This window comes from Cupriavidus sp. FW305-F7, from assembly GCF_058782875.1.
On sequence record NZ_JBYSYC010000019.1, the window covers coordinates 38,133 to 56,605 of the forward strand.

Sequence of the window (18,473 nt, forward strand, 5' to 3'; positions counted from 1 at the left end):
ATCGAAAGGAATCGCAACATGTACAGTCAGATTACCGTTGCTCGCGCCGGAAAAAGCGAGCGGATCGCCGTGGTCACCATGAACCGGCCGGACAAGCTCAATGCGCTGACCAAGGTCATGGAGGCCGAACTGCGCGACGCCATGGAGGCCGTCGATCGCGACGACGACGTCCGCGTGGTGGTGCTGACCGGGGCAGGCAAGGGCTTCTGCGCCGGCATGGACATCAACGAGCTCGAAGTGCTGCCACCGGGCGATATCCGCGCCTCTCAGTGGATGCGCCCGTTCGACATGAACCGGCGCGCCGACTACCAGACCCGCTATGGCTACTTCCCGGCCATGCGCAAGCCCGTGATCGCGGCGATCAATGGTGCGGCAGCGGGGCTGGGGCTGGTGTTCGCACTCTACAGCGACATGCGCTTCGCCAGTGCCGACGCCGCATTCAGTACCGCGTTCGCGCGTCGGGGCTTGATTGCCGAGCACGGCATCTCCTGGCTGCTGCCGCGCGTGGTCGGCCCCGGTCATGCGGCCGACCTGTTGTACTCGGCGCGCAAGCTGCTGGCTGACGAGGCGCTGCGGATCGGCCTGGTCGACCGTGCGGTGGATGCGGACGCCCTCATGGCGACCACGCTCGACTATGCCGACGACTTGGCCGAGAACGTTTCGCCCCGATCTATTCGTGTGATGAAGCGGCAACTGTGGGAGCAGCCGTTCCAGTCATTGGCCGAGGCCACACGAGTCGCCAATGCCGAAATGTTCGAAAGCATCCAGAGCGAGGATTTTACGGAAGGGGTTGCGCATTTCCTCGAGCGCAGACCTGCCCAATTTTCCGGCCGGTGACCGGCAATCGGTCCCATGCGCGGCGGCAAGACTCTGCTTCTGCGCATGATTGCTGACCTCGAAGCTCGACCGTCTCTGACCGACCCGCTGCCGTCGTTCGCCCCAGTACGGCTCCGGCGTCAACTTCTGAAGTACAGCGGTCATTCAACGCTGCGTTACAGCCGGCAGATCATCGACATGGACATGCGTCATGTCTGTTCTCGGGATGACTGTACTGGTCGAAGAACGTTCCGCATATCTATGCGTGATTAAAAACGCACTCCTTCCCCGCCCAAGCCGGGCGGCCAATGCAGTTTAGGTAACGTCGAGCGTCTAATGAGTGGACTATTGGCCCACAGCGATGGCTGCCTGACCTATACGGGGCGGAAAACTTTACGCGGCTGTCTGGGCTAGGTCTGGCGCCCACTGGTAGAGTCGGCTCCTCACCGAGGACATGCATCGATTGCCTGCCCTATGCGCCACTGCATAGCGCAGGAAATTCCTTGTGCTGGACGCAGACTGAATTCAGGTCTATATTTGGACCGGTAGTCTCAAGCCTAGGGAGCGGATATGAAACCGAGTCAGGTCAAGCCTATAAGCTATCTGAAAAGCCACGCAGCAGAAATCGTCCGGGACATCACCGAGAGCGGCGAGCCCATGCTGATCACACAGAACGGCGAGGCAAAGGTAGTCGTGCAGGATGCCCAATCCTATGAGGACATGCAACAGACGGTTGCCCTTCTGAAGATTCTGGCGATGGGTCAGAATGACATCGAGACGGGCAACTTCACCCCGACGGACGAAGTGTTTGCCGAACTGGAGCGCATGGACAGGGAGGAAGGGATCGAATGAAGTCTGTAATTCTCGGGCCTGCCAAGTCCGACTTGCAAGACTTGCGACGGTACATCATTAATAAATTTGGCAACAAGACTTGGCTTGAGACCAGAAGCAAGATTCAACAATCAATCAAGCAGGTAGAAGATTTCCCACTGAAGGGTAGCAACCCACCCGAGTTGATAGATTTCCAACCAACGAAATACTATCAAGTCATCAGCGGCATGAACAGAATCATCTACCAGATTGCAAACGACACCGTTTACATACACATCATAAGCGACACCAGGCGAGACCTTAAAGCAATACTCGCAAAACGGCTCCTAAGAACGTAGGACCTAAGAAGTTCTCATTTGCCTGTCCTCCGTGGGAGCCTACGCTTGCTCCCGCAACACCTAGCTCACACAGAGCCAAACTTTACGTTGCTCGCGCAGCGAATTCGCGGTCGAGGTCATAGGTCTTCGATCTGGCGGGGTACCTTCACGGATCTGGGCTCACGGGATCCTCGTGTGAATTGCAGTGCTGGCATGTATCTATGGTTCCAATGCCCAGGGGAAAGGAGTTCGCGTGGGAATAGGTGGGATGCGTGCGTTTCGATCCCCAGGTGCCGCCGAATTCGTCTACCACAATGGCCATCGGTAAATGGCCCTGATGGCCGATCAGCAGCCTTGGCCTTCCTGATCCCGGGCGTCGCTTCCCGACCCTGAAGCGTCCTTCGGGCACACACAAAGTCTGCGGCGGCTTCCGGTTGCGAAGCGGCCGCCCGAACGTCGCGGCTACAGCTCATACGAATGACCCGTTATGGCCGGGAAGCGACTTCCGTCAGCCGCAAGGCGGTCGGCCCTTGCCGACTGGGCCAAGGCGCGGCGATAAGGTTCGATAACGTTGTGCTTATCAGAGATAATCGAACGGAACCCCTTCGCCGGTTGTGAAGCAGTTTCGACACGCCACATGGCACGTCGGTGCCAACCGGCGGCTTCAAGGAGGGCTCGGGCAAACGCTGCGAGACGGTACTCAGGGCTTCTTTCGGTGATTCCTCGGGGCAGTAAGACGCTGCGCGGACCTTCAGCGAGACCGGTAGCGTGCCGGGAGGAACGAGCAGGGGCTGGCTTGCGAAGGCAGATATCAGTCGTGGCGGCTAGCCGCAGGGCAGGGCGGCTCTATGTTTCTGCGTCCCTTGCGGTAGGCAGTCGGGCTGTGCTGCATCCAGCCCTTGAACGCGCGGGAGAACGCCGCGGTGTTGGCAATGCCCACCAGTGTCGCAATGCTGTCGATAGAGGTATTCCGCCGCGCCTGGCACGGCGGAATACCTGATAGTTCTGGCGCAGCTGGTTGACGACTGGATTCGACGCAGCAAAGGGCATCGGCAACTGTTGTGCCTAGGCAGCGCAGCTGAGCTCAACGTCTTGCAGGCGGAACATATCCGCCTGTGCGACGCAAGTCTGCGGTCTGAAGGCGACGAGGCATTGCGGGTCTTGTTCTGGACGTCGGCGCGGCGGCATGCCGCTAGTCTGCCGCGGCTGCAAGCGGGAGTGCCCGGGCAGGTGTCCAGTAGGGCGGCCCCGCGCGATCCTGTGTGAAGACTGCGCCGCCCTGCGGCTTGACGCGCGGCGTTACAGGCCGCATCCGGCCATGCGCCTCATTGCTGCGCAGCCCTCGGTGTCGGGGGATGCCTGGTACCGCTGCGCCACCTGTGCGGTGCAATGGCTACGGCACAAGCAGCGCCATGAGCTGTTCGTCGTCTGGTCACTGGATGCCGGTTACGTGTGAGCTTTGCAGGCATCTGCCGGGTCGATGGCGGCGAGCCGCGACCAAACCCGTGGCGGATGCCCGCATCGGAACGGGCAATCGGCGAGCCTTCGCTTTCTCGTTGGAGTAGCCGCAGATGAATGGCTTCGTGGCGCTGGTGTGTGGGTCGAAGACGTGCCGGTGGATCTTCCCGATATTGCCACCGTAAACATGGACGCTGATCGAGACCCTGTCGTCGTAGAGGTTGGAGACCCGATGCACGTCACCCGTAACTGGCGAAAGACACTCGACCGTGCCGGGCATGAGATCGCCAACGCCCAGCGAGCGCATGGGCTTCCCTGCTTCCGCCACCCCGAATCCTTCCGCGCGCTCGCCGCCGCGCAGCATGCCGATCAGTGCCCACACGGTGTGGCCATGGATCGGCGTCCGCTGGCCGGGCCCCCAAACGAAGCTGACCACCGAGAAACGATCCGTGGGATCGGCGTGAAGCAGGTATTGCTGATAGAAGAGCGGATCGGGCTGCGCATACTGGCTCGGCAGCCAATCGTCCCGGCTCACAAGGTCGGCCAGAAGCTGGCGTCCCTGGGCCAGTATCTGAGCTTCGTTGCCCTCAGCGTTGTCAACGAGTTGCGTGAAGCTGCGTACAAATTGATCGAAGTGCCAGGATAGGTGCATAGGGTGGCTCCGTTGCTTGCTTCCATTGATCGATGGACTTTTGTCCGGTGAGTTTAGCGAGAGCTTGTTTCATGCTCAATTGAGCTTGCACTCAAGCGCGCCACGCCAGGAAAGGAGGGTGGCTACCTGCAGCACGATCATCTAAGATTCCGCGCAGCGCGGGAAACCATGAAAGGGAGTTCAATATGTTCCGTCACGCTGCCAGCGTTGTGCCAACGCTCAGGCAACTCGAACTCTTGCTTTCATTGGTATCGGCGGATGGCATCGCCGGCGCGGGTGCCAAGCTCGGCATGTCGCCTTCGGCCACCAGCCATTTGCTTCGTGCCCTGGAAAGGGCGCTCGGGACGGAACTCGTCAACCGGAACGCGGCGGGTGTAGAGCTCACTCAGGGGTAATCGTACTTTTCGTGCAAAGTGTGCCATGAACGCGAGCATCAGCGGACCGATGCTTGCGGTGCTTTACCGAAGATGAGGGAGGGCCCCTCGAGGCCGGCTTGCAGGGGCGCGTCGTAACGGAAATCAACTACCCAGAGATCTTCCTGAAGCCTGCCGCTGTCCGGTGAGCGGATGTGGCATAGAGGGCGGCGGGATGATTCACCAAGGCTCACCGGGCATCCGCTTGTGCGGATGCCCGGGTCAGTCCATGCTCGCCCGTTCGAGGAATCAGGGATGCCACCAGGGCGGCTCACCGCTGCCCTCGAGATATTCCCCTTGCTTCGTAATAAAGGTGCGAAGTTCGTGCTTCGGAGCGAACTCATTCGCCAGCGCGTGTCCGAGCCAGTCCAGTGAGGCTGTCAGCCATTCATCGGACTGTGGACCGATCGGGTGGAACTCATACTGGTAAATCCACAGTTCCTTGGGGCCGCGCAGCTTTTCATACACACCAATGCTGGAGTCCAGCGTTGTCAGTTCGTCATTCTCGCCAGTGATGATCAGATACGGAATGTCGACCTTGGGGGCGATCTCTTCGAGCGTCATGGCCTTCGATAGCGCCTGAATTTCCTCCGTATTGGTAATGCCGGTCATAAACATCAGGTTTGCCATGAAACTGGGCTGTGCCTGATTGAGCAGCACGTACTTGTCGCCCAGGTTCGACATGTTGGCGGCGATGGCACGAATGCGCGGTTCGACTGCGGCAGCACGAGTTGCCCACCAGGATCCCATGCTGGATCCCATGATCACGATTCGCTCGGAGTCAATAGCCGGGTTTGCGGACAGCCAATCGATCACCGCAGTAATGGCTCGATCATAGTTATCGAGCGACATTTTCAGGCCCCTGGTCAGGCTCTCGCCCTGACCTGGGCCGTCGAGCGCAAAGGCTGCCCAACCGCGGGGGAGGATCCGCTGCTCCATCAGCTTATGCCAGTCCTCCTTAAACATATCCATGCCTGGAAGCAGGATCACGCAGGGTAGTTTCTCGGCGTTGGGGGGCATTTCCAGGATCCCATGCAGGTGGTGACCCTCGAAAGGCAGGGCAACCCGCTCGATCGGGTGGTCGGCGAACGCGATCACCTTTTCAAAGGACTCAACCACCTTCTCGAGGTATCGCATCCGGCGAGGGTCGTCGCCGAGGATCGAGTAATGCGTGCGTGCGTATAGCAGCGTGGCGCGCTCATATAGCCGACGCGCCGTCTGGCTGAAGCCACGTTCCTCCCAATGCCGGGCACGATGCTCAATCTCCCTGGCGGCCGCGCTCCACGCGGAAGGGAGCATCGAGCCCGCCTTGACCGGCCCGAATACCCGCTTCAGGTCCGTCGAGTCGTAGCCAATCTGCTCGAAGATCGCGCCGGCGTCCGGGTGAAGGACGTCCAGTCCACCGACAGCGAGGAACGCGTCGAGCACCCAACGCTGGCCTTTTCGCATTGCATCCATTGGTTTCTCCTGTGAGTTTCGGCAGAAATATAGTGTGGTATCAGTGATCACGCAATAGAAAGTTGTCGCCACATGAAAAATGCCCTTTGCGGCACTTAATGGCAGTGATACGCCGAAAAATTGCCAGGACCGCGTAACTTTGCTGTTCGCCTCGTATACCCTAGTTGATATTTGTGATCACTAAAACGATAGTGCAAACACGCAGGCCGTGCTTGGTGCCTGACCGCCAAAAGGGGAGAACAGATGTCACGTCAAAGGCTTCGGATGGTGCTGGCCGCGTTGGTCGCCAGCGTGTTCAACGGGTCGCTGATGGCGGCGCAACCCGCGCCACTGCGCGTGGGGTTGCTGACCGTCAAGACAGGTGTTGCCGCGGGGATCGGGCAACAGATGCAGGACGGTTTCGAATACCTGCTGCAAGAGCGGGGCGGAAAGCTCGCCGGCCGCGACGTGGAGCTTGTGGTAGCCGATACTGCGGCGTCGCCGGCAGTCGCGAAGGCGAAGTTCCTGCAACTGACTGAGCGCGATCGTGTCGAGGTGGTGATCGGCCCGCTAGCCGCCTTCGAGGCCGTTGCCATTCGCGACGATATCGCGCGGGCGAAGATCCCGGTCATTCTCAGTTCCGCCGCGGCGGAAGACCTGACCCAGCGCAAGGCGGACCCCTGGATGGTGCGAAGCTCGTCGACTTCCGCGCAGGCCATGCATCCGTTTGGCGAGTACGCCGCCAATACCCTCAAGTACCGGCGCATCGCGGTCGTAGCGGAGGACCTCTCCTTTTCCCATGAAACGGTAGCTGGATTTCAGCGGACCTTCGAGGAAGCCGGCGGGAAGATTGTGCAAAAGCTGTGGGCGCCATTCAACGCTACGGATTTCGCGACCGTGATTGCGCAGATTCGCCCGAACGTTGACGCGGTCCTGATCAATTTCTCCGGCGGTAATGCAGCGCGCTTCTTGAAGCAGTACCGCGACTACGGGCTCAAGCAGAGGATTCCCTTGCTGGCAGGGATGAATACGGTCGATGAATCCCTGCTTGAGAAAATGGGCGACGAGGCCCTCGGAATCGTCTCCGCTGGTTGGTATAGCGGTGCCATCGTCTCGCCCGCCAACGACCGCTATGTCGCGGGCTTTCGCAAGCAGTACCACATCGCGCCAGGCTTCTATGCAACCGGCGGCTACAGCGCCGGGCTGATTCTCGAACAGGCACTGCAAGCGGGTGGCACAACCGCACTCTCTGGCCGAGCCCTTGCCGACGCGATGCACGCGGTTCGCATATCGCAAAGCCCTCGCGGTCCGCTAACGCTGGATCGCCTCGGGAACCCCGTGGTGACCGTCTACATCCGCAAGGTCGCGCGCGTCGGGGGCAAGCTGGTCAACACGGTCGTCCGCGAATACCCGGGTGTCACCCAGTTCTGGACGTATGACCCGTCTGCGTTCCTGGCCAATCCCGTCTATTCGCGGGACTACCCACCGTCACGCAACCTCGACTGATGCGGCAAGGATTCACCATGTCTACGTTTCTGATCCAGACGCTTAATGGGCTGACCTTCGCTTCGGTGCTGTTTCTGATGGCGGCGGGCTTCACGCTGATCTTCGGTCTGATGAGCGTCCCCAACATGGCACACGGAGCGCTGTTCATGCTGGGGGGCTATCTCTGTGTCACGCTGGTCGATGCAGAACTTCCATTCGCGCTTGCCGCCCTGGGCAGCGCCATGGTCGTCGGCATTCTCGGCATCGCACTGGAGCGCGCGATCTTGCGGCGGCTTGCCCATAACGAGCTGGCACAGGTGCTCGCGACCCTCGGGATGGCATTCGTCATTGCCGACAGCTGCAAGACCGTTTGGGGCGGCATGCCACTGGAGGTCGCTGTGCCACCGCTCCTGATGGGCGCGGTATCGCTTGGCGAACTTATCTTTCCCTTATACCGACTGTTCGTCATGGCACTTGCAGTGGTTACGGCGGTAGCTCTGGACCTCTCACTGTCTCGGACGCTGCTCGGTGCTCGATTGCGCGCAGCCGTAGAGGACCGGACCATGGCCCGCGCAGTTGGCATTCGCGTCGACCGACTCTTCATGACGATCTTCTTCGTCGGTGCAGCGCTTGTCGGCATTGGCGGCGCAATGGGTGCACCAATCCTGTCGGTCTTCCCGGGTCTCGATATGGAGGTGCTTCCTCTGGTGCTGATCGTTGTAGTGCTAGGCGGAACAGGCAGTATCCCCGGTGCGATGCTGGGAAGCTTGATCACGGGCCTGGTTCATAGCTTCGGACAGTCGGTTGTCCCGGAGATGTCATACGTGCTCTTGTTCGTGCCGATGATTGTCGTATTGGCGTATCGGCCTCAGGGACTGTTCGGGAGGGTCGTCGCATGAAGGCCTTTACATCTTTCGCCGGCCCTTGCATTGCTGGTGCGCTGGTCCTTATGCTGCCGCTGGCGAGCGAGTCGCCGTTCTACCTGGACCTGGCGGTCCACATCATGCTCGCCGCCTTGATTGCCACCAGTCTTAACCTGCTACTTGGGCTGGGCGGACTGCTGTCGTTCGCGCAATCGGCGCTAGCGGGTGCGGCGGCCTACGGAGTGGCTATCGCCGGCCAGCACACTGGGCTGGGGCCCTGGGTGCTCGCAGTGATTGCGGTGGGCGCCGCCGTAGCGCTCTCGGTAGTCGTCGGCATTCTTGCGCTACGAACCAGTGGACTCAGTATCGGCATGATCACGCTGGCCATTGCCCAGGTGCTGTGGGGGGTAGCAATGCACTGGGGCAGCGTGACGGGCGGTGAGAATGGCATGACTGGAATTGCCAGGCCTGTGCTGCCGTGGGTGGATACGAACAACCCCATCGTTTGGTTTGAGTTCGTGGCGGTCTGCTTTCTCGCGATGCTATGCCTGGTGCAAAGGTTCATGCAGTCGCAACTCGGCCGGTGTCTGGACGGCACGAGATCGCAGCCGCGGCGGATGTCGGCCCTGGGCTTTGACGTCTGGCGTATCCGACTGCTCGCCTTCGCATTTGCCGGACTGGTAGCAGCGATTGCAGGTGTGCTGCTTGCTTTTCACCAGCAATTCATCAGTCCCCACTCGCTATCGCTTGGCGAAACCGCAGAAAGCTTGCTGATGGTAATAGTCGGCGGGCCTGCCACACTGCTCGGACCTGTGGTCGGTGCAGGGATCGTCGTCGGCTTTCGCGTACTTTTAAGTGGCTATATCGAGAGCTGGCCAACGTGCCTGGGCCTGCTGCTCATTGCTGTGGTGCTGTTTGTTCCCGCGGGGATCGTGCCTGGCCTGGCCTCTCTCCTTCGTAGCAGGAGCATTCGATGATCCACTCCTCAGTCCTTTCGGTGGGCACGCATGCCGCCACTTCGGGGGTCTCTGTCGACGGCAGTTCGACTGCAATCGGCCTTGTTGACCTGTCTATTTCATTCGGCGCCCTGCGCGTCGTGGAGGGTGTAAATCTGACGATTCGGCGGGGGGAGCGCCGGCTACTCCTAGGGCCGAATGGCGCCGGAAAGACAACCTTGCTGAATCTGATCGCGGGCGACCTGCGTGCCACGCGCGGCCGTATCTCGTTGCTTGGACAAGATGTCACAGCCAAGCCTACGCATGCCCGGGCGCGCATGGGCGTGGGCAGGACCTATCAGATACTCACACCCTTTCGCGACAAGACGCTGTTGCATAACGTGCTGATGTCGCTGACGGGGGGGCAGACCACACGTTCGGCCGAGCGCTTGAGCCCTTGGAAGCGTTTCGGCGGCTCAGCGCTCGAAGCTGACGCCCGTGCCGTGCTAGCTCGTGTGGACCTCGAGGTCCGCGCCGAGACGCCCGTGCACGCCTGCTCGTACGGAGAACTGCGGCGGCTGGAGATTGCTATGGCCCTGGCACAGCAGCCCAGCATCCTGCTCCTGGACGAGCCGTTGGCGGGGCTGTCGGGAGCTGAGCGTGTGGGCGTTGCCGAACTGCTGTCGCACCTGCCGAAGACTCTGACCATCGTGATGGTCGAGCACGACATGGATGTGGCGCTTGCCTATGCCGAGTCAATCACGGTGTTGCAAAGCGGCCGCGTTGTCGTCGATGGGGACAAGCACTCGGTCCTGGCTGACCCTCGCACGCAGGAGATATACCTTGCTCACTAATACCCTTCCCGCACTTGCGCTGTCCGGCGTCACCGCGGGCTACGACCAAAGTGAAATTCTGCAGGACGTTTCGCTGACCGTTCGCCCTGGTACCGTGCTTGCGCTGCTTGGCCGAAACGGCGCGGGCAAGACTACCTGCATCCACACGGTCATGGGCATGGTGCCCGCGTATCGAGGTGCCATTCAGTTGTTCGGCGAGAACATCGTCAGGCTGCCGGTTGACAGCATTGTCCGACACGGTGTGGCACTGGTTCCGCAAGGGCGTCGCCTTTTCTCATTCTTGTCTGTACGCGAAAACCTGACCGTTGCCAGGACCGCCGACGCCGCCCATTCAGGCCCGCCCTGGACTATCGCCCAGATTGTGGAAATGTTTCCACGACTAGGGGAACGATTCCATCAGCGTGCCGGAACGCTTTCCGGTGGCGAACAACAGATGCTGGCAATCGGCCGGGCGCTGATGAGCCGCCCGCGCGTGCTGTTGATGGATGAGCCCACGGAAGGGCTTTCTCCCCAAATGATTGACGAAGTCGCTGCGATCGTTGCGCGGCTGCGGGAGGCTGGCCTGTCGATCCTGCTCGTTGAGCAGAACAGCAAGATTGCCCTTTCGGTCGCTGATGACGTGGCGGTTCTCGTCAGTGGACGCGTCGCATATACGGATCGCGCGACAGAACTGGCAAGCCAGCCGGTACTGATGGAGCGCTTCCTGGGCGTTGCGTCGGCCGAAACACCGGCGCTGGCCTGAGGAGCTACGCATAGCGACGACGCGTTCCCGGGGCTGGCAAGGGGAGCCGGTATTGCATTGAAATGCTTTTCTTGGAGGAGACACATGAGGTGGAATCAGGAAGTGGCAGTCGTGCAGTCAATGCGAGGCGTGGCCTATCGGCAGCGGCGCAGGGAGGCAGTCAGTCGAATCGGGATAGCGCTGGCTGCTATCGGTATGGGCTTTGGTGGATCCGCCCGCGCAAGCCTGAACCTATATGGCGTGCTCGACGTCGGTTTGAACTATCGGTCGGTGGCCGGGGTGGATCCGTCCACGGGGCGCGCGGCCGGAGCGCTCGCGCTGGCCTCCGGAAATGAGTTGACCAGTCGCTGGGGGCTTATCGGTCTCGAAGACATTGGCGCGGGATACAAGATTGCGTTCAAGCTGGAAAGCGGCTTCGCGGCGGATACGGGCGTCGCCAATGCTTCCGTGCCATTTCCGCACGACACCGGATCATTGTTCGACCGTGGAGCAACGATAGGTGTGGTTGCGCCGTGGGGGACTGTACGCTTAGGGCGCAACTGGTCTTCATTCTTCGATGGCATCTCGGCCGGCGATGCTACGGGCTATATGAACTTTGGTTCGCTCGCAAACGCGACATTCCAGAACTCCTCGAACTTCAAGCCGAGCGAAGGGTTTCCCGGCATTGCCTCCGGTGCTTACAGCGCCGCCAACGGCGGCCTGATGTACACGTGGGTCAACAAGTCAATCAAGTACATGCTGCCGGATGAGTTCTATGGATTCAGCGGTGGCGTCACCTACGGCCTTGGTGGTACCCCGGGCAGCTTCTCGAACAAGTCCACGTTGACGGCCAACCTGAACTGGACCGATGGAAGACTGGGCTTCGCGTCGGGATATTTCGATGGCAAGGATCCAACGGGGCAGACCAACAATCCCTGGATGCGCGCCTATACCATTGGCGTTACCTATACCTGGGGAGCGCTTAAGACTGGGGTGAATTTTGCCAAATTCAAGAATCCGACGACCGGAGCGGACCAGAATTACTACTACGTCGGAGCTGCCTATCAAGCGACACCTGCGTGGCGTCTGACTGCCGACTGGCTGCACCTCCAGGACAAGCAGGTCAGCGAGGCCGGCGCAGATCTCTTCAAGATCGGGGCTGGCTACGCGTTCTCGAAGCGCACCACCTTGTATGTCGACGTGGCGTACTCAAACAACAAGCCCAAGGGAATGTTGGGTGCGGGGAGTAACACGAGCATCCTCGCCAGCCCTGCGACGATCGGCCACAATCAGCTGGCGGTGGGCGCTGGTATCCGCACGTTGTTTTAGACGCCACCACAGTCTGGCCGGCCCTTCCATGGCGTGGCCAGCTCACCATTGCATCGGCTGCGCCGGAGGAATACATCCGGCGCAAGTCATCAGGAGCCGCTGGGCTCCTGGACCGGCAGCGCTGTCTTGTACACCACCCGGCGCAGCGCTAACGAAGTACTGATGTCACTGACACCTTCAATGGTCGTCAACTGCGTCATGACGAATCGCTCGATACCCGCAATATCCGCGGCCACGACACGGAGCATGTAGTCGAAGCTGCCGGTCATCAAATTGCACTCCATCACCTCATCGAGCTTCGCGATGGCCGCCTCAAAGCGCGCCAGCCGGACTTCCGTCTTCTTTTCGATCGCCACTTGCACATATGCACTGACGGGAAAGCCTGCTTTCTCCTGATTCAGCAGCGTGACATAGCCCTCGATGATTCCCTCTTCTTCCAGCAGCCGGATACGTCGATAGAAGGGAGACGGCGAGAGACCAACTCGCTCCGCTAGTTCATTGGCCCGCACTCGCGCGTCGCGCTGAAGTTCGGCAAGGATACGCACATCGGTACGGTCAAAACGCATTTGGCACACCTGGAGGTATTTCGGAAAAAAGATCAGAGAAACGTGCTAATTGGAGTCAATTCTTTGAGTCAGTTTGGCACATATCAAAGGCGATGGATACCTAGAATTTTCCGCATAGGCAATCAGAAGCACGGAGGCAAAGCATGAATCAGCGCGCAAACGAAAACCACTTTCTTACCGATGAAAGCTACCGACTGGAGGATCGCTATCTGCGCGCTTCCGGGCGGGTGTTCCTCACGGGGACACAGGCGCTGGTGCGCATCCTGCTCGAACAGGCACGTGCCGACCGCGTCGCCCGGTTGCGCACCGGTGGTCTGGTTTCTGGCTATCGTGGATCACCGCTTGGCGGTCTGGATCAAGAGTTGTGGCGACAGCGAAAGATGCTCGCCGAGCATGATATTCGCTTCGAACCCGGATTGAACGAAGATCTGGGGGCAACGATGCTGTGGGGAGCACAGCAGATTGATGCCTTTCCAGGGAAGCGGGTCGAGGGCGTGTTCTCGATGTGGTACGGCAAGGGGCCAGGCGTTGACCGGACCGGCGACGTATTCCGCAATGCCAATATCCTTGGTACGTCGCGCCACGGCGGCGTGCTGGCGGTGGCGGGGGATGACCACGCGGCGCAGTCTTCGATGTTCCCGCATCAGACCGACCACGTGTTCGAAGGGGCAATGATGCCCATCCTGTTTCCGTCTTCCGTGGAGGAGTACGTCGAGTTCGGCCTGTTTGGCTACGCGCTCTCACGCTTTTCCGGTTTGTGGGTCGCGTTCAAGGCAATTACCGAGACGGTGGAGAGTGGCAGGTCGATGACGCTGCCTGGCGCGGGCTTGCACGGCGGCTTTGCCGTTCCCACCGATATCGAGATTCCCGAGCGAGGTTTCGGTCTCGATACGGCTATTCGGTGGCCGCAGCAGCGTGCCGAATTGGAGCGGCGCCTGATCGAGGAACGGCTGCCCGCCGCGCTTGCCTTTGCCCGTGCCAATCCGATTGATCGCACGGTGGTACGACCGGCAGGCGCCAGGGTCGGGATCATCACCGTGGGCAAGGCTCACCTCGATGTGATGGCGGCGCTGCGGCGCCTCGATCTGGATACGGCCAAGCTGGAATCCCTCGGTATCGGCGTCTATAAGGTCGGCATGTCCTGGCCGCTGGAAGGGCAAGGGGTGGAGCGCTTTTGCGCGGGCATGCAGGCGCTCATCGTCGTGGAAGAAAAGCGCAGTATCGTCGAGCAGCAGATCCAGGCGTTGTTGTACAACCACCGGCCGGAAGACCGTCCCGCGGTGTACGGCAAGCATGGACCTGACGGTGAAACATGGTTGCCTGCAACGATGGAGTTTTCTCCCGAGCAGGTGGCGGGCGTCCTTCGCCGGTTCTTCGGCACTCAGGGCGTTGTTGTTGCCGAGGCGCGTGGGACGCAGCGTGCCGGCGCTGAAGCGGCTGCCGGTTCACGGATGATTCCAATTCATGCGGCGGCGCCGGTATTGTCGCGCAAGCCGTTCTTCTGTTCCGGCTGCCCGCATAACAGCTCCACGCGCCTGCCGGACGGTTCGTATGCTGCGGCCGGCATCGGATGCCACATCATGGCGCTGGGGCAGCGCGAGCGAACCGCTACCTTCTGTCAGATGGGTGGCGAGGGCGTGCAGTGGGTCGGCCTTTCGAGCTTCTCCACCATGCCACATCTGTTCGTTAACCTGGGCGACGGGACCTACCAGCATTCGGGCAGCCTGGCGATTCGGCAGGCCGTGGCGGCTAGGACCGCCGTGACCTACAAGATCCTCTTCAATGATGCGGTCGCGATGACCGGCGGGCAGCCGACCGAAGGGGGCCTGACAGTATCGAAGGTCGCCGCACAGCTCGTGGCCGAAGGGGTGAGAGAGATCGTGGTGGTTTCGGAGGAACCCGCGCGGTATCGCTCGACGGACGAGATGCCCGCCGGTGTGGCCGTGGTTGACCGCAGCGAACTTGATACCGTTCAGAAACGCCTGCGTGAATACCGTGGCGTCTCCGCCGTCATCTATGACCAGACGTGTGCCGCCGAGAAGCGACGCCGGCGCAAGCGCGGTTCGCTGGCAACGCCCAAGCGGCACATCGCTATCCATCCTGCCGTGTGTGAGGGCTGTGGAGACTGCTCGGCACGCTCCGGTTGTATCGCCGTCGAGCCGCTGGAGACGGAGCTTGGCCGCAAGCGCGCTGTCAACCAGTCGGCGTGCAACAAGGATATGACCTGCGTGCAAGGTTACTGCCCCAGCTTCGTGACCATCGAGGGGGAGCGGCAAAGTGCGGTGCAATCGGGCACGCTGCAGCGTCTGGAAGCCGAGTGGCAGCTTACGTTGCCGCCGCCCGCAACAACGTCGCCCGAGCTGCTGCAGCACTGTGGGGTACTTGTGGCAGGGATCGGCGGGACCGGGATCGTCACCGTCGGCGCGATCCTCGCCATGGCGGCTCATCTGGAGGGCCGGGGCGCCTCGACGCTCGATTTCACCGGACTGGCCCAGAAGAATGGGGCGGTTGTCAGCCACATTCAGCTGGCCCAGTCGCCTGACCACATTGCCACGGCACGCATCGAGCCGAAGAGCGCCAACCTTTTGCTTGGCTGCGATGCTGTGGTGGCGGCCTCTCCAGACGTGCTGGCAAGGCTTCATCCAGGCTCGGCGCATGCTGTGGTGGAAACCGCAATGACACCGACCGCGGATTTTGTCGGCGATGGCGATATGCAGATTTCACTGCCGGCCCACCAGCAAGCAATTGAACGTGTGCTTGGTGAGGGCAGGGCGGAATTCCATGACTGGAGCGCCGCAGCGCAGACGATTTTCGGCGACACCTTCGCGGCTAACCTGATGTTGGTAGGCCATGCCTTCCAGCGCGGTTGGCTGCCGGTTTCGGAGATCGCGATCCAGCGTGCCATTGAACTCAATGGCGCTGCTGTGGAGGCCAACCGGCGGGCATTCCTGTGGGGCCGGATTCTGGCCCACGACCCGACGGCGTTGCAGAAGGCAGGGCAAGCCGCCGCTGCGCCAAGCGCGCCGTTTACCATCGGGGGATTCGTCAGCGCGCGCGCCCAAGACCTTGGTGCCTACCAGAATGCCGCATATGGCCGGCGCTATGCCGTCCTGGTGGACCGTGTCGCCCGAGCGGAAGGCCATATCTCGGGCGCGCCGGGCGTGTTGACGGAAGCCGTCGCACGCAACTATTTCAAGGTCCTCGCTTACAAGGATGAGTATGAAGTGGCGCGCCTTCACACCGACCCTCTGGCATCGCGAGCCCTGATGCAGGGCTTTGCACCCGGAGCGAAGCGTGTCTTTCATATGGCTCCTCCGATACTGGCGCGAGCGGGCAGTGCCGGTGGAATGCGTCGCAAGATTGCCTTGAAGGGCTGGTTCATCGTGCCGCTGATGCATGTGCTGCGGCACGGCAAGGTACTGCGTGGAACGGTGCTCGATCCTTTTGGTCTGCAGGCCGATCGTCAGCTGGAGCGTCGGCTGATTATCGAATTCGAGCGCGACGTCGATGCGGTTCTCGAACGACTGTCATTGAAGACCATGGATGACGCTATAGCGCTGGTTCGGTTGTACGAGAAGGTCCGGGGATTTGGGCACATCAAGATGCGTCATTTCGAAGAGGCGAGGCCGGAGTTCGAACGCCTTCGCGAGAAGATCGGGCGCAGTGACAGATGACGCAATCATGCGTGCCGGCTTCGGTCGGCACAATTTCTATGGCACTTACTACTTTTCCCAATGAACGCATACGAAGTTTCAGGCGCGGATGATCACTCCGTGAGCCTATTTGGCCTAGGCGGCACCACGCCCCATGAGCGCGTCACGCTGGTCACGGATGAGAAGACCGGACTACGGGCCATCATTGCCATCCATAGCACGGCGCGCGGTCCGGCCTTCGGAGGATGCCGCTACTGGAGCTATGGATCTGACCTTGCGGCCATGGAAGACGCCTTGCGCCTGTCGCGGGGAATGAGCCTGAAGAATTCGATGGCGGATCTTCCGTTTGGCGGAGGGAAGGCCGTCATCTTGCGCGGAGATCGGCAGCATGAGCGCAAGGCCATGTACCAGGCCTTCGGACGGGCGGTGCAAGCCTTGGCCGGCAGCTATATCACTGGGGAAGATGTCGGCACATCGGTGGCGGATATGCTTTCGGTGCGCGAAGTCACGCCATATGCGGCGGGCATTCCGCGCGAAAACGGCTTCGGTGGCAATCCTTCTCCAAAGACGGCGCTGGGGGTATTTGCCGCCATCGAACGTGGCGCGTTGCATGTGTTCGGCGCTCGGCAGCTGAAGGGCCTCCGCGTCGCGGTGCAGGGTCTTGGCGCAGTAGGCTGGGCGCTGGCCGAGCGCCTTCACCGCGCGGGCTGCAAGCTGGTGGTTGCCGATATTGACGCGAGCCGCTCCGCCGCGGCAAGTCGTGCGTTCGACGCCACCATCGTTGCGGTGGACGATATCGCCGCGCAGGATGTCGACATCTTGGCACCCTGCGCGCTGGGCGCGACGCTGAATTGGCACAGCATTCCTGCCCTGCGTGCGCGTTTGGTAGCAGGGGCGGCCAACAACCAGTTGGCCACGGATGCCGATGGCGACGCCTTGCATGAGCGTGGCATCGCCTATCTGCCCGACTATCTCGTGAACGCGGGCGGGATTATCAGCTGCGTCCGTGAATACGAGGGCGGCTTTGCTGAATCGGATGTGGATGCTGAGGTGCTGCGCATCGCCGACCGGGTAGAGTCGTTGTTCTTGCGCGCACGCGATACGGCCGAGCCCCTATCGCGTGCAGCCGACCACTGGGCGCTGGAGAAACTCGCTGGCGTATCCTGAGCCATTGCTCCTGAGCCATTGCTCCTGTGGCGATTCGACAGTCCAATGCTGGATCGCCTATAATTGTGATCACAAATAAGCCCTAAAAGCGCATTCGAGGCGTTCGATGCCGATTTTAGGGCGCTTTTACTATCAGAGATCACAGGAGCATCCAATGGGCGGGCTGGGCGAACAGGGGCGCCAGGACAAGGACGGGTTCGACGACGACGGTCCGGCGGTTTCCCGGCTGACCAACGTTGCGCTTCGCGAACGCGCTTATACCGAACTGGCCAACGCATTGCGATCAGGGCGTTTTTCTCCGGGGAGCCCGGTAACCATTCGCGGTCTTGCCACCTTGCTCGGCACCAGCACAATGCCTGTCCGCGAAGCCGTAAGCCGCCTGGTGACCGAGGGCGCCCTGGAACTGCTGCCGAATCGGACGCTGCGTGTCCCGGATGTGTCGATGGAGCGCCTGGACGATCTCATCGACACGCGAGCCACGCTCGAGGGGCGCGCTGCGTGGCTGGCTGCCGAGCGCATGACGCAGGCAGACTTCTCCCTGATCAAAGCTGCGGCGGAAGACTACAGTCATGCTGTGGACGCTGGCGATGTGCCGGCCGCGGTCGCGGCAAACGAGCAACTGCACTTTACGATCTACCGGGCCTCCCGTTCGGAGTTGCTGGTCTCGATCATTGAAATGCTCTGGCTGCAGAGCGGGCCCTACATTGCGGCTGTCATGAAGCAGATGCAGTCGACCCGCGAGATCCTGCATGACCGGGGCATCATGCACCACTTCAATATTCTGGCCGCGCTTGCAAAGCGCGATCCGCAAGCATCCAGCGACGCGGTGCAGTCCGATATCCTCGATGCGGCCAAGTGGTACAAGACGCAGATCTTCGCTGCGGACGGTACGCCGATCCTGGTGCCAGCCGCAGAGCGAAAGCGCCGGGGCAGGGCCCCGGCGACGACGGAGTAATACGCTGGCATCATCGACAGG

General features: G+C 61.0%; 16 protein-coding genes and 1 pseudogene. 14 read left to right on the forward strand and 3 right to left on the reverse strand.

Annotated elements, in window-relative coordinates; translation table 11 throughout:
* The first annotated feature begins 18 nt into the window (after window positions 1-18).
* The 4 genes from AC3WL8_RS18800 to AC3WL8_RS18815 all read left to right on the forward strand — a co-directional run bounded on the left by AC3WL8_RS18800 (window position 19) and on the right by AC3WL8_RS18815 (window position 3,420).
* A complete protein-coding gene (locus tag AC3WL8_RS18800; protein WP_492378555.1) occupies window positions 19-837 on the forward strand; it encodes an enoyl-CoA hydratase in 819 nt (272 codons plus the stop codon).
* Window positions 838-1,386: 549 nt separating this feature from the next.
* Window positions 1,387-1,668 (forward strand): type II toxin-antitoxin system Phd/YefM family antitoxin, encoded by a 282-nt coding sequence (locus AC3WL8_RS18805; protein WP_013958564.1) that lies wholly within the window; start codon window positions 1,387-1,389, stop codon window positions 1,666-1,668.
* Complete coding sequence (locus tag AC3WL8_RS18810) at window positions 1,665-1,985, forward strand: type II toxin-antitoxin system RelE/ParE family toxin (protein ID WP_492378556.1); 321 nt, start codon at window positions 1,665-1,667, stop codon at window positions 1,983-1,985. Before AC3WL8_RS18805 ends, AC3WL8_RS18810 begins: the two co-directional genes overlap by 4 nt.
* 1,297 nt (window positions 1,986-3,282) lie before the next feature.
* Window positions 3,283-3,420 carry a hypothetical protein gene (locus AC3WL8_RS18815; protein ID WP_492378557.1) on the forward strand — a complete coding sequence of 46 codons (138 nt, stop codon included), beginning with the start codon at window positions 3,283-3,285 and terminating at the stop codon, window positions 3,418-3,420.
* Window positions 3,421-3,519: 99 nt separating this feature from the next.
* Here the strand turns inward: AC3WL8_RS18815 and AC3WL8_RS18820 are convergent.
* Window positions 3,520-4,074: pseudogene (locus AC3WL8_RS18820) on the reverse strand (cysteine dioxygenase family protein); the annotation flags it as partial.
* 185 nt (window positions 4,075-4,259) lie between these two features.
* Between AC3WL8_RS18820 and AC3WL8_RS18825 the strand changes: the two are divergent.
* Window positions 4,260-4,469, forward strand: coding sequence for a helix-turn-helix domain-containing protein (locus AC3WL8_RS18825; protein WP_492378558.1), 210 nt, complete (start codon window positions 4,260-4,262; stop codon window positions 4,467-4,469).
* A 267-nt stretch (window positions 4,470-4,736) separates the two neighbouring features.
* On the opposite strand, the gene AC3WL8_RS18830 is transcribed toward AC3WL8_RS18825, so the two are convergent.
* Window positions 4,737-5,945, reverse strand: coding sequence for an alpha/beta hydrolase family protein (locus AC3WL8_RS18830; RefSeq protein WP_492378559.1), 1,209 nt, complete (start codon window positions 5,943-5,945; stop codon window positions 4,737-4,739).
* A 243-nt stretch (window positions 5,946-6,188) separates the two neighbouring features.
* Here AC3WL8_RS18830 and AC3WL8_RS18835 point away from each other — a divergent pair, with 243 nt between their 5' ends.
* The 6 genes from AC3WL8_RS18835 (at window position 6,189) to AC3WL8_RS18860 (ending at window position 12,111) form a co-directional block, all read left to right on the forward strand.
* On the forward strand, window positions 6,189-7,430 hold the full coding sequence (locus AC3WL8_RS18835; protein ID WP_492378560.1) for an ABC transporter substrate-binding protein: 1,242 nt from the start codon (window positions 6,189-6,191) through the stop codon (window positions 7,428-7,430).
* A gap of 17 nt (window positions 7,431-7,447) precedes the next feature.
* The gene (locus AC3WL8_RS18840; protein WP_492378561.1) at window positions 7,448-8,308 is read left to right on the forward strand and encodes a branched-chain amino acid ABC transporter permease; all 861 of its coding nucleotides are present in this window, start codon (window positions 7,448-7,450) and stop codon (window positions 8,306-8,308) included.
* The gene (locus AC3WL8_RS18845) at window positions 8,305-9,249 is read left to right on the forward strand and encodes a branched-chain amino acid ABC transporter permease (protein WP_492378562.1); all 945 of its coding nucleotides are present in this window, start codon (window positions 8,305-8,307) and stop codon (window positions 9,247-9,249) included. The genes AC3WL8_RS18840 and AC3WL8_RS18845 overlap by 4 nt, the downstream gene beginning before the upstream one ends.
* Window positions 9,246-10,061 carry an ABC transporter ATP-binding protein gene (locus AC3WL8_RS18850; protein WP_492378563.1) on the forward strand — a complete coding sequence of 272 codons (816 nt, stop codon included), beginning with the start codon at window positions 9,246-9,248 and terminating at the stop codon, window positions 10,059-10,061. Before AC3WL8_RS18845 ends, AC3WL8_RS18850 begins: the two co-directional genes overlap by 4 nt.
* Entirely contained in the window at window positions 10,051-10,803 is a 753-nt protein-coding gene (locus AC3WL8_RS18855) for an ABC transporter ATP-binding protein (RefSeq protein ID WP_492378564.1), read from the forward strand. The genes AC3WL8_RS18850 and AC3WL8_RS18855 overlap by 11 nt, the downstream gene beginning before the upstream one ends.
* A gap of 84 nt (window positions 10,804-10,887) precedes the next feature.
* Window positions 10,888-12,111, forward strand: a complete 1,224-nt coding sequence (locus AC3WL8_RS18860) for a porin (RefSeq protein WP_492378565.1) — start codon at window positions 10,888-10,890, stop codon at window positions 12,109-12,111.
* An 89-nt stretch (window positions 12,112-12,200) separates the two neighbouring features.
* On the opposite strand, the gene AC3WL8_RS18865 is transcribed toward AC3WL8_RS18860, so the two are convergent.
* Window positions 12,201-12,677 carry an Lrp/AsnC family transcriptional regulator gene (locus AC3WL8_RS18865; protein ID WP_492378566.1) on the reverse strand — a complete coding sequence of 159 codons (477 nt, stop codon included), beginning with the start codon at window positions 12,675-12,677 and terminating at the stop codon, window positions 12,201-12,203.
* 143 nt (window positions 12,678-12,820) lie between these two features.
* Here AC3WL8_RS18865 and AC3WL8_RS18870 point away from each other — a divergent pair, with 143 nt between their 5' ends.
* The 3 genes from AC3WL8_RS18870 (at window position 12,821) to AC3WL8_RS18880 (ending at window position 18,452) form a co-directional block, all read left to right on the forward strand.
* On the forward strand, window positions 12,821-16,351 hold the full coding sequence (locus AC3WL8_RS18870; protein WP_492378567.1) for an indolepyruvate ferredoxin oxidoreductase family protein: 3,531 nt from the start codon (window positions 12,821-12,823) through the stop codon (window positions 16,349-16,351).
* A 99-nt stretch (window positions 16,352-16,450) separates the two neighbouring features.
* Window positions 16,451-17,497, forward strand: coding sequence for a Leu/Phe/Val dehydrogenase (locus AC3WL8_RS18875; protein WP_492378568.1), 1,047 nt, complete (start codon window positions 16,451-16,453; stop codon window positions 17,495-17,497).
* A gap of 154 nt (window positions 17,498-17,651) precedes the next feature.
* Entirely contained in the window at window positions 17,652-18,452 is an 801-nt protein-coding gene (locus tag AC3WL8_RS18880; RefSeq protein ID WP_492378569.1) for a GntR family transcriptional regulator, read from the forward strand.
* Window positions 18,453-18,473: the final 21 nt, after the last annotated feature.

Coding starts and splice junctions, on each gene's coding strand:
- AC3WL8_RS18800 (WP_492378555.1), top strand. CDS start 19: ATGTACAGTCAGATTACCGTTGCTCGCGCCGGAAAAAGCGAGCGGATC.
- AC3WL8_RS18805 (WP_013958564.1), top strand. CDS start 1,387: ATGAAACCGAGTCAGGTCAAGCCTATAAGCTATCTGAAAAGCCACGCA.
- AC3WL8_RS18810 (WP_492378556.1), top strand. CDS start 1,665: ATGAAGTCTGTAATTCTCGGGCCTGCCAAGTCCGACTTGCAAGACTTG.
- AC3WL8_RS18815 (WP_492378557.1), top strand. CDS start 3,283: ATGCGCCTCATTGCTGCGCAGCCCTCGGTGTCGGGGGATGCCTGGTAC.
- AC3WL8_RS18825 (WP_492378558.1), top strand. CDS start 4,260: ATGTTCCGTCACGCTGCCAGCGTTGTGCCAACGCTCAGGCAACTCGAA.
- AC3WL8_RS18830 (WP_492378559.1), bottom strand. CDS start 5,945: ATGGATGCAATGCGAAAAGGCCAGCGTTGGGTGCTCGACGCGTTCCTC.
- AC3WL8_RS18835 (WP_492378560.1), top strand. CDS start 6,189: ATGTCACGTCAAAGGCTTCGGATGGTGCTGGCCGCGTTGGTCGCCAGC.
- AC3WL8_RS18840 (WP_492378561.1), top strand. CDS start 7,448: ATGTCTACGTTTCTGATCCAGACGCTTAATGGGCTGACCTTCGCTTCG.
- AC3WL8_RS18845 (WP_492378562.1), top strand. CDS start 8,305: ATGAAGGCCTTTACATCTTTCGCCGGCCCTTGCATTGCTGGTGCGCTG.
- AC3WL8_RS18850 (WP_492378563.1), top strand. CDS start 9,246: ATGATCCACTCCTCAGTCCTTTCGGTGGGCACGCATGCCGCCACTTCG.
- AC3WL8_RS18860 (WP_492378565.1), top strand. CDS start 10,888: ATGAGGTGGAATCAGGAAGTGGCAGTCGTGCAGTCAATGCGAGGCGTG.
- AC3WL8_RS18865 (WP_492378566.1), bottom strand. CDS start 12,677: ATGCGTTTTGACCGTACCGATGTGCGTATCCTTGCCGAACTTCAGCGC.
- AC3WL8_RS18870 (WP_492378567.1), top strand. CDS start 12,821: ATGAATCAGCGCGCAAACGAAAACCACTTTCTTACCGATGAAAGCTAC.
- AC3WL8_RS18880 (WP_492378569.1), top strand. CDS start 17,652: ATGGGCGGGCTGGGCGAACAGGGGCGCCAGGACAAGGACGGGTTCGAC.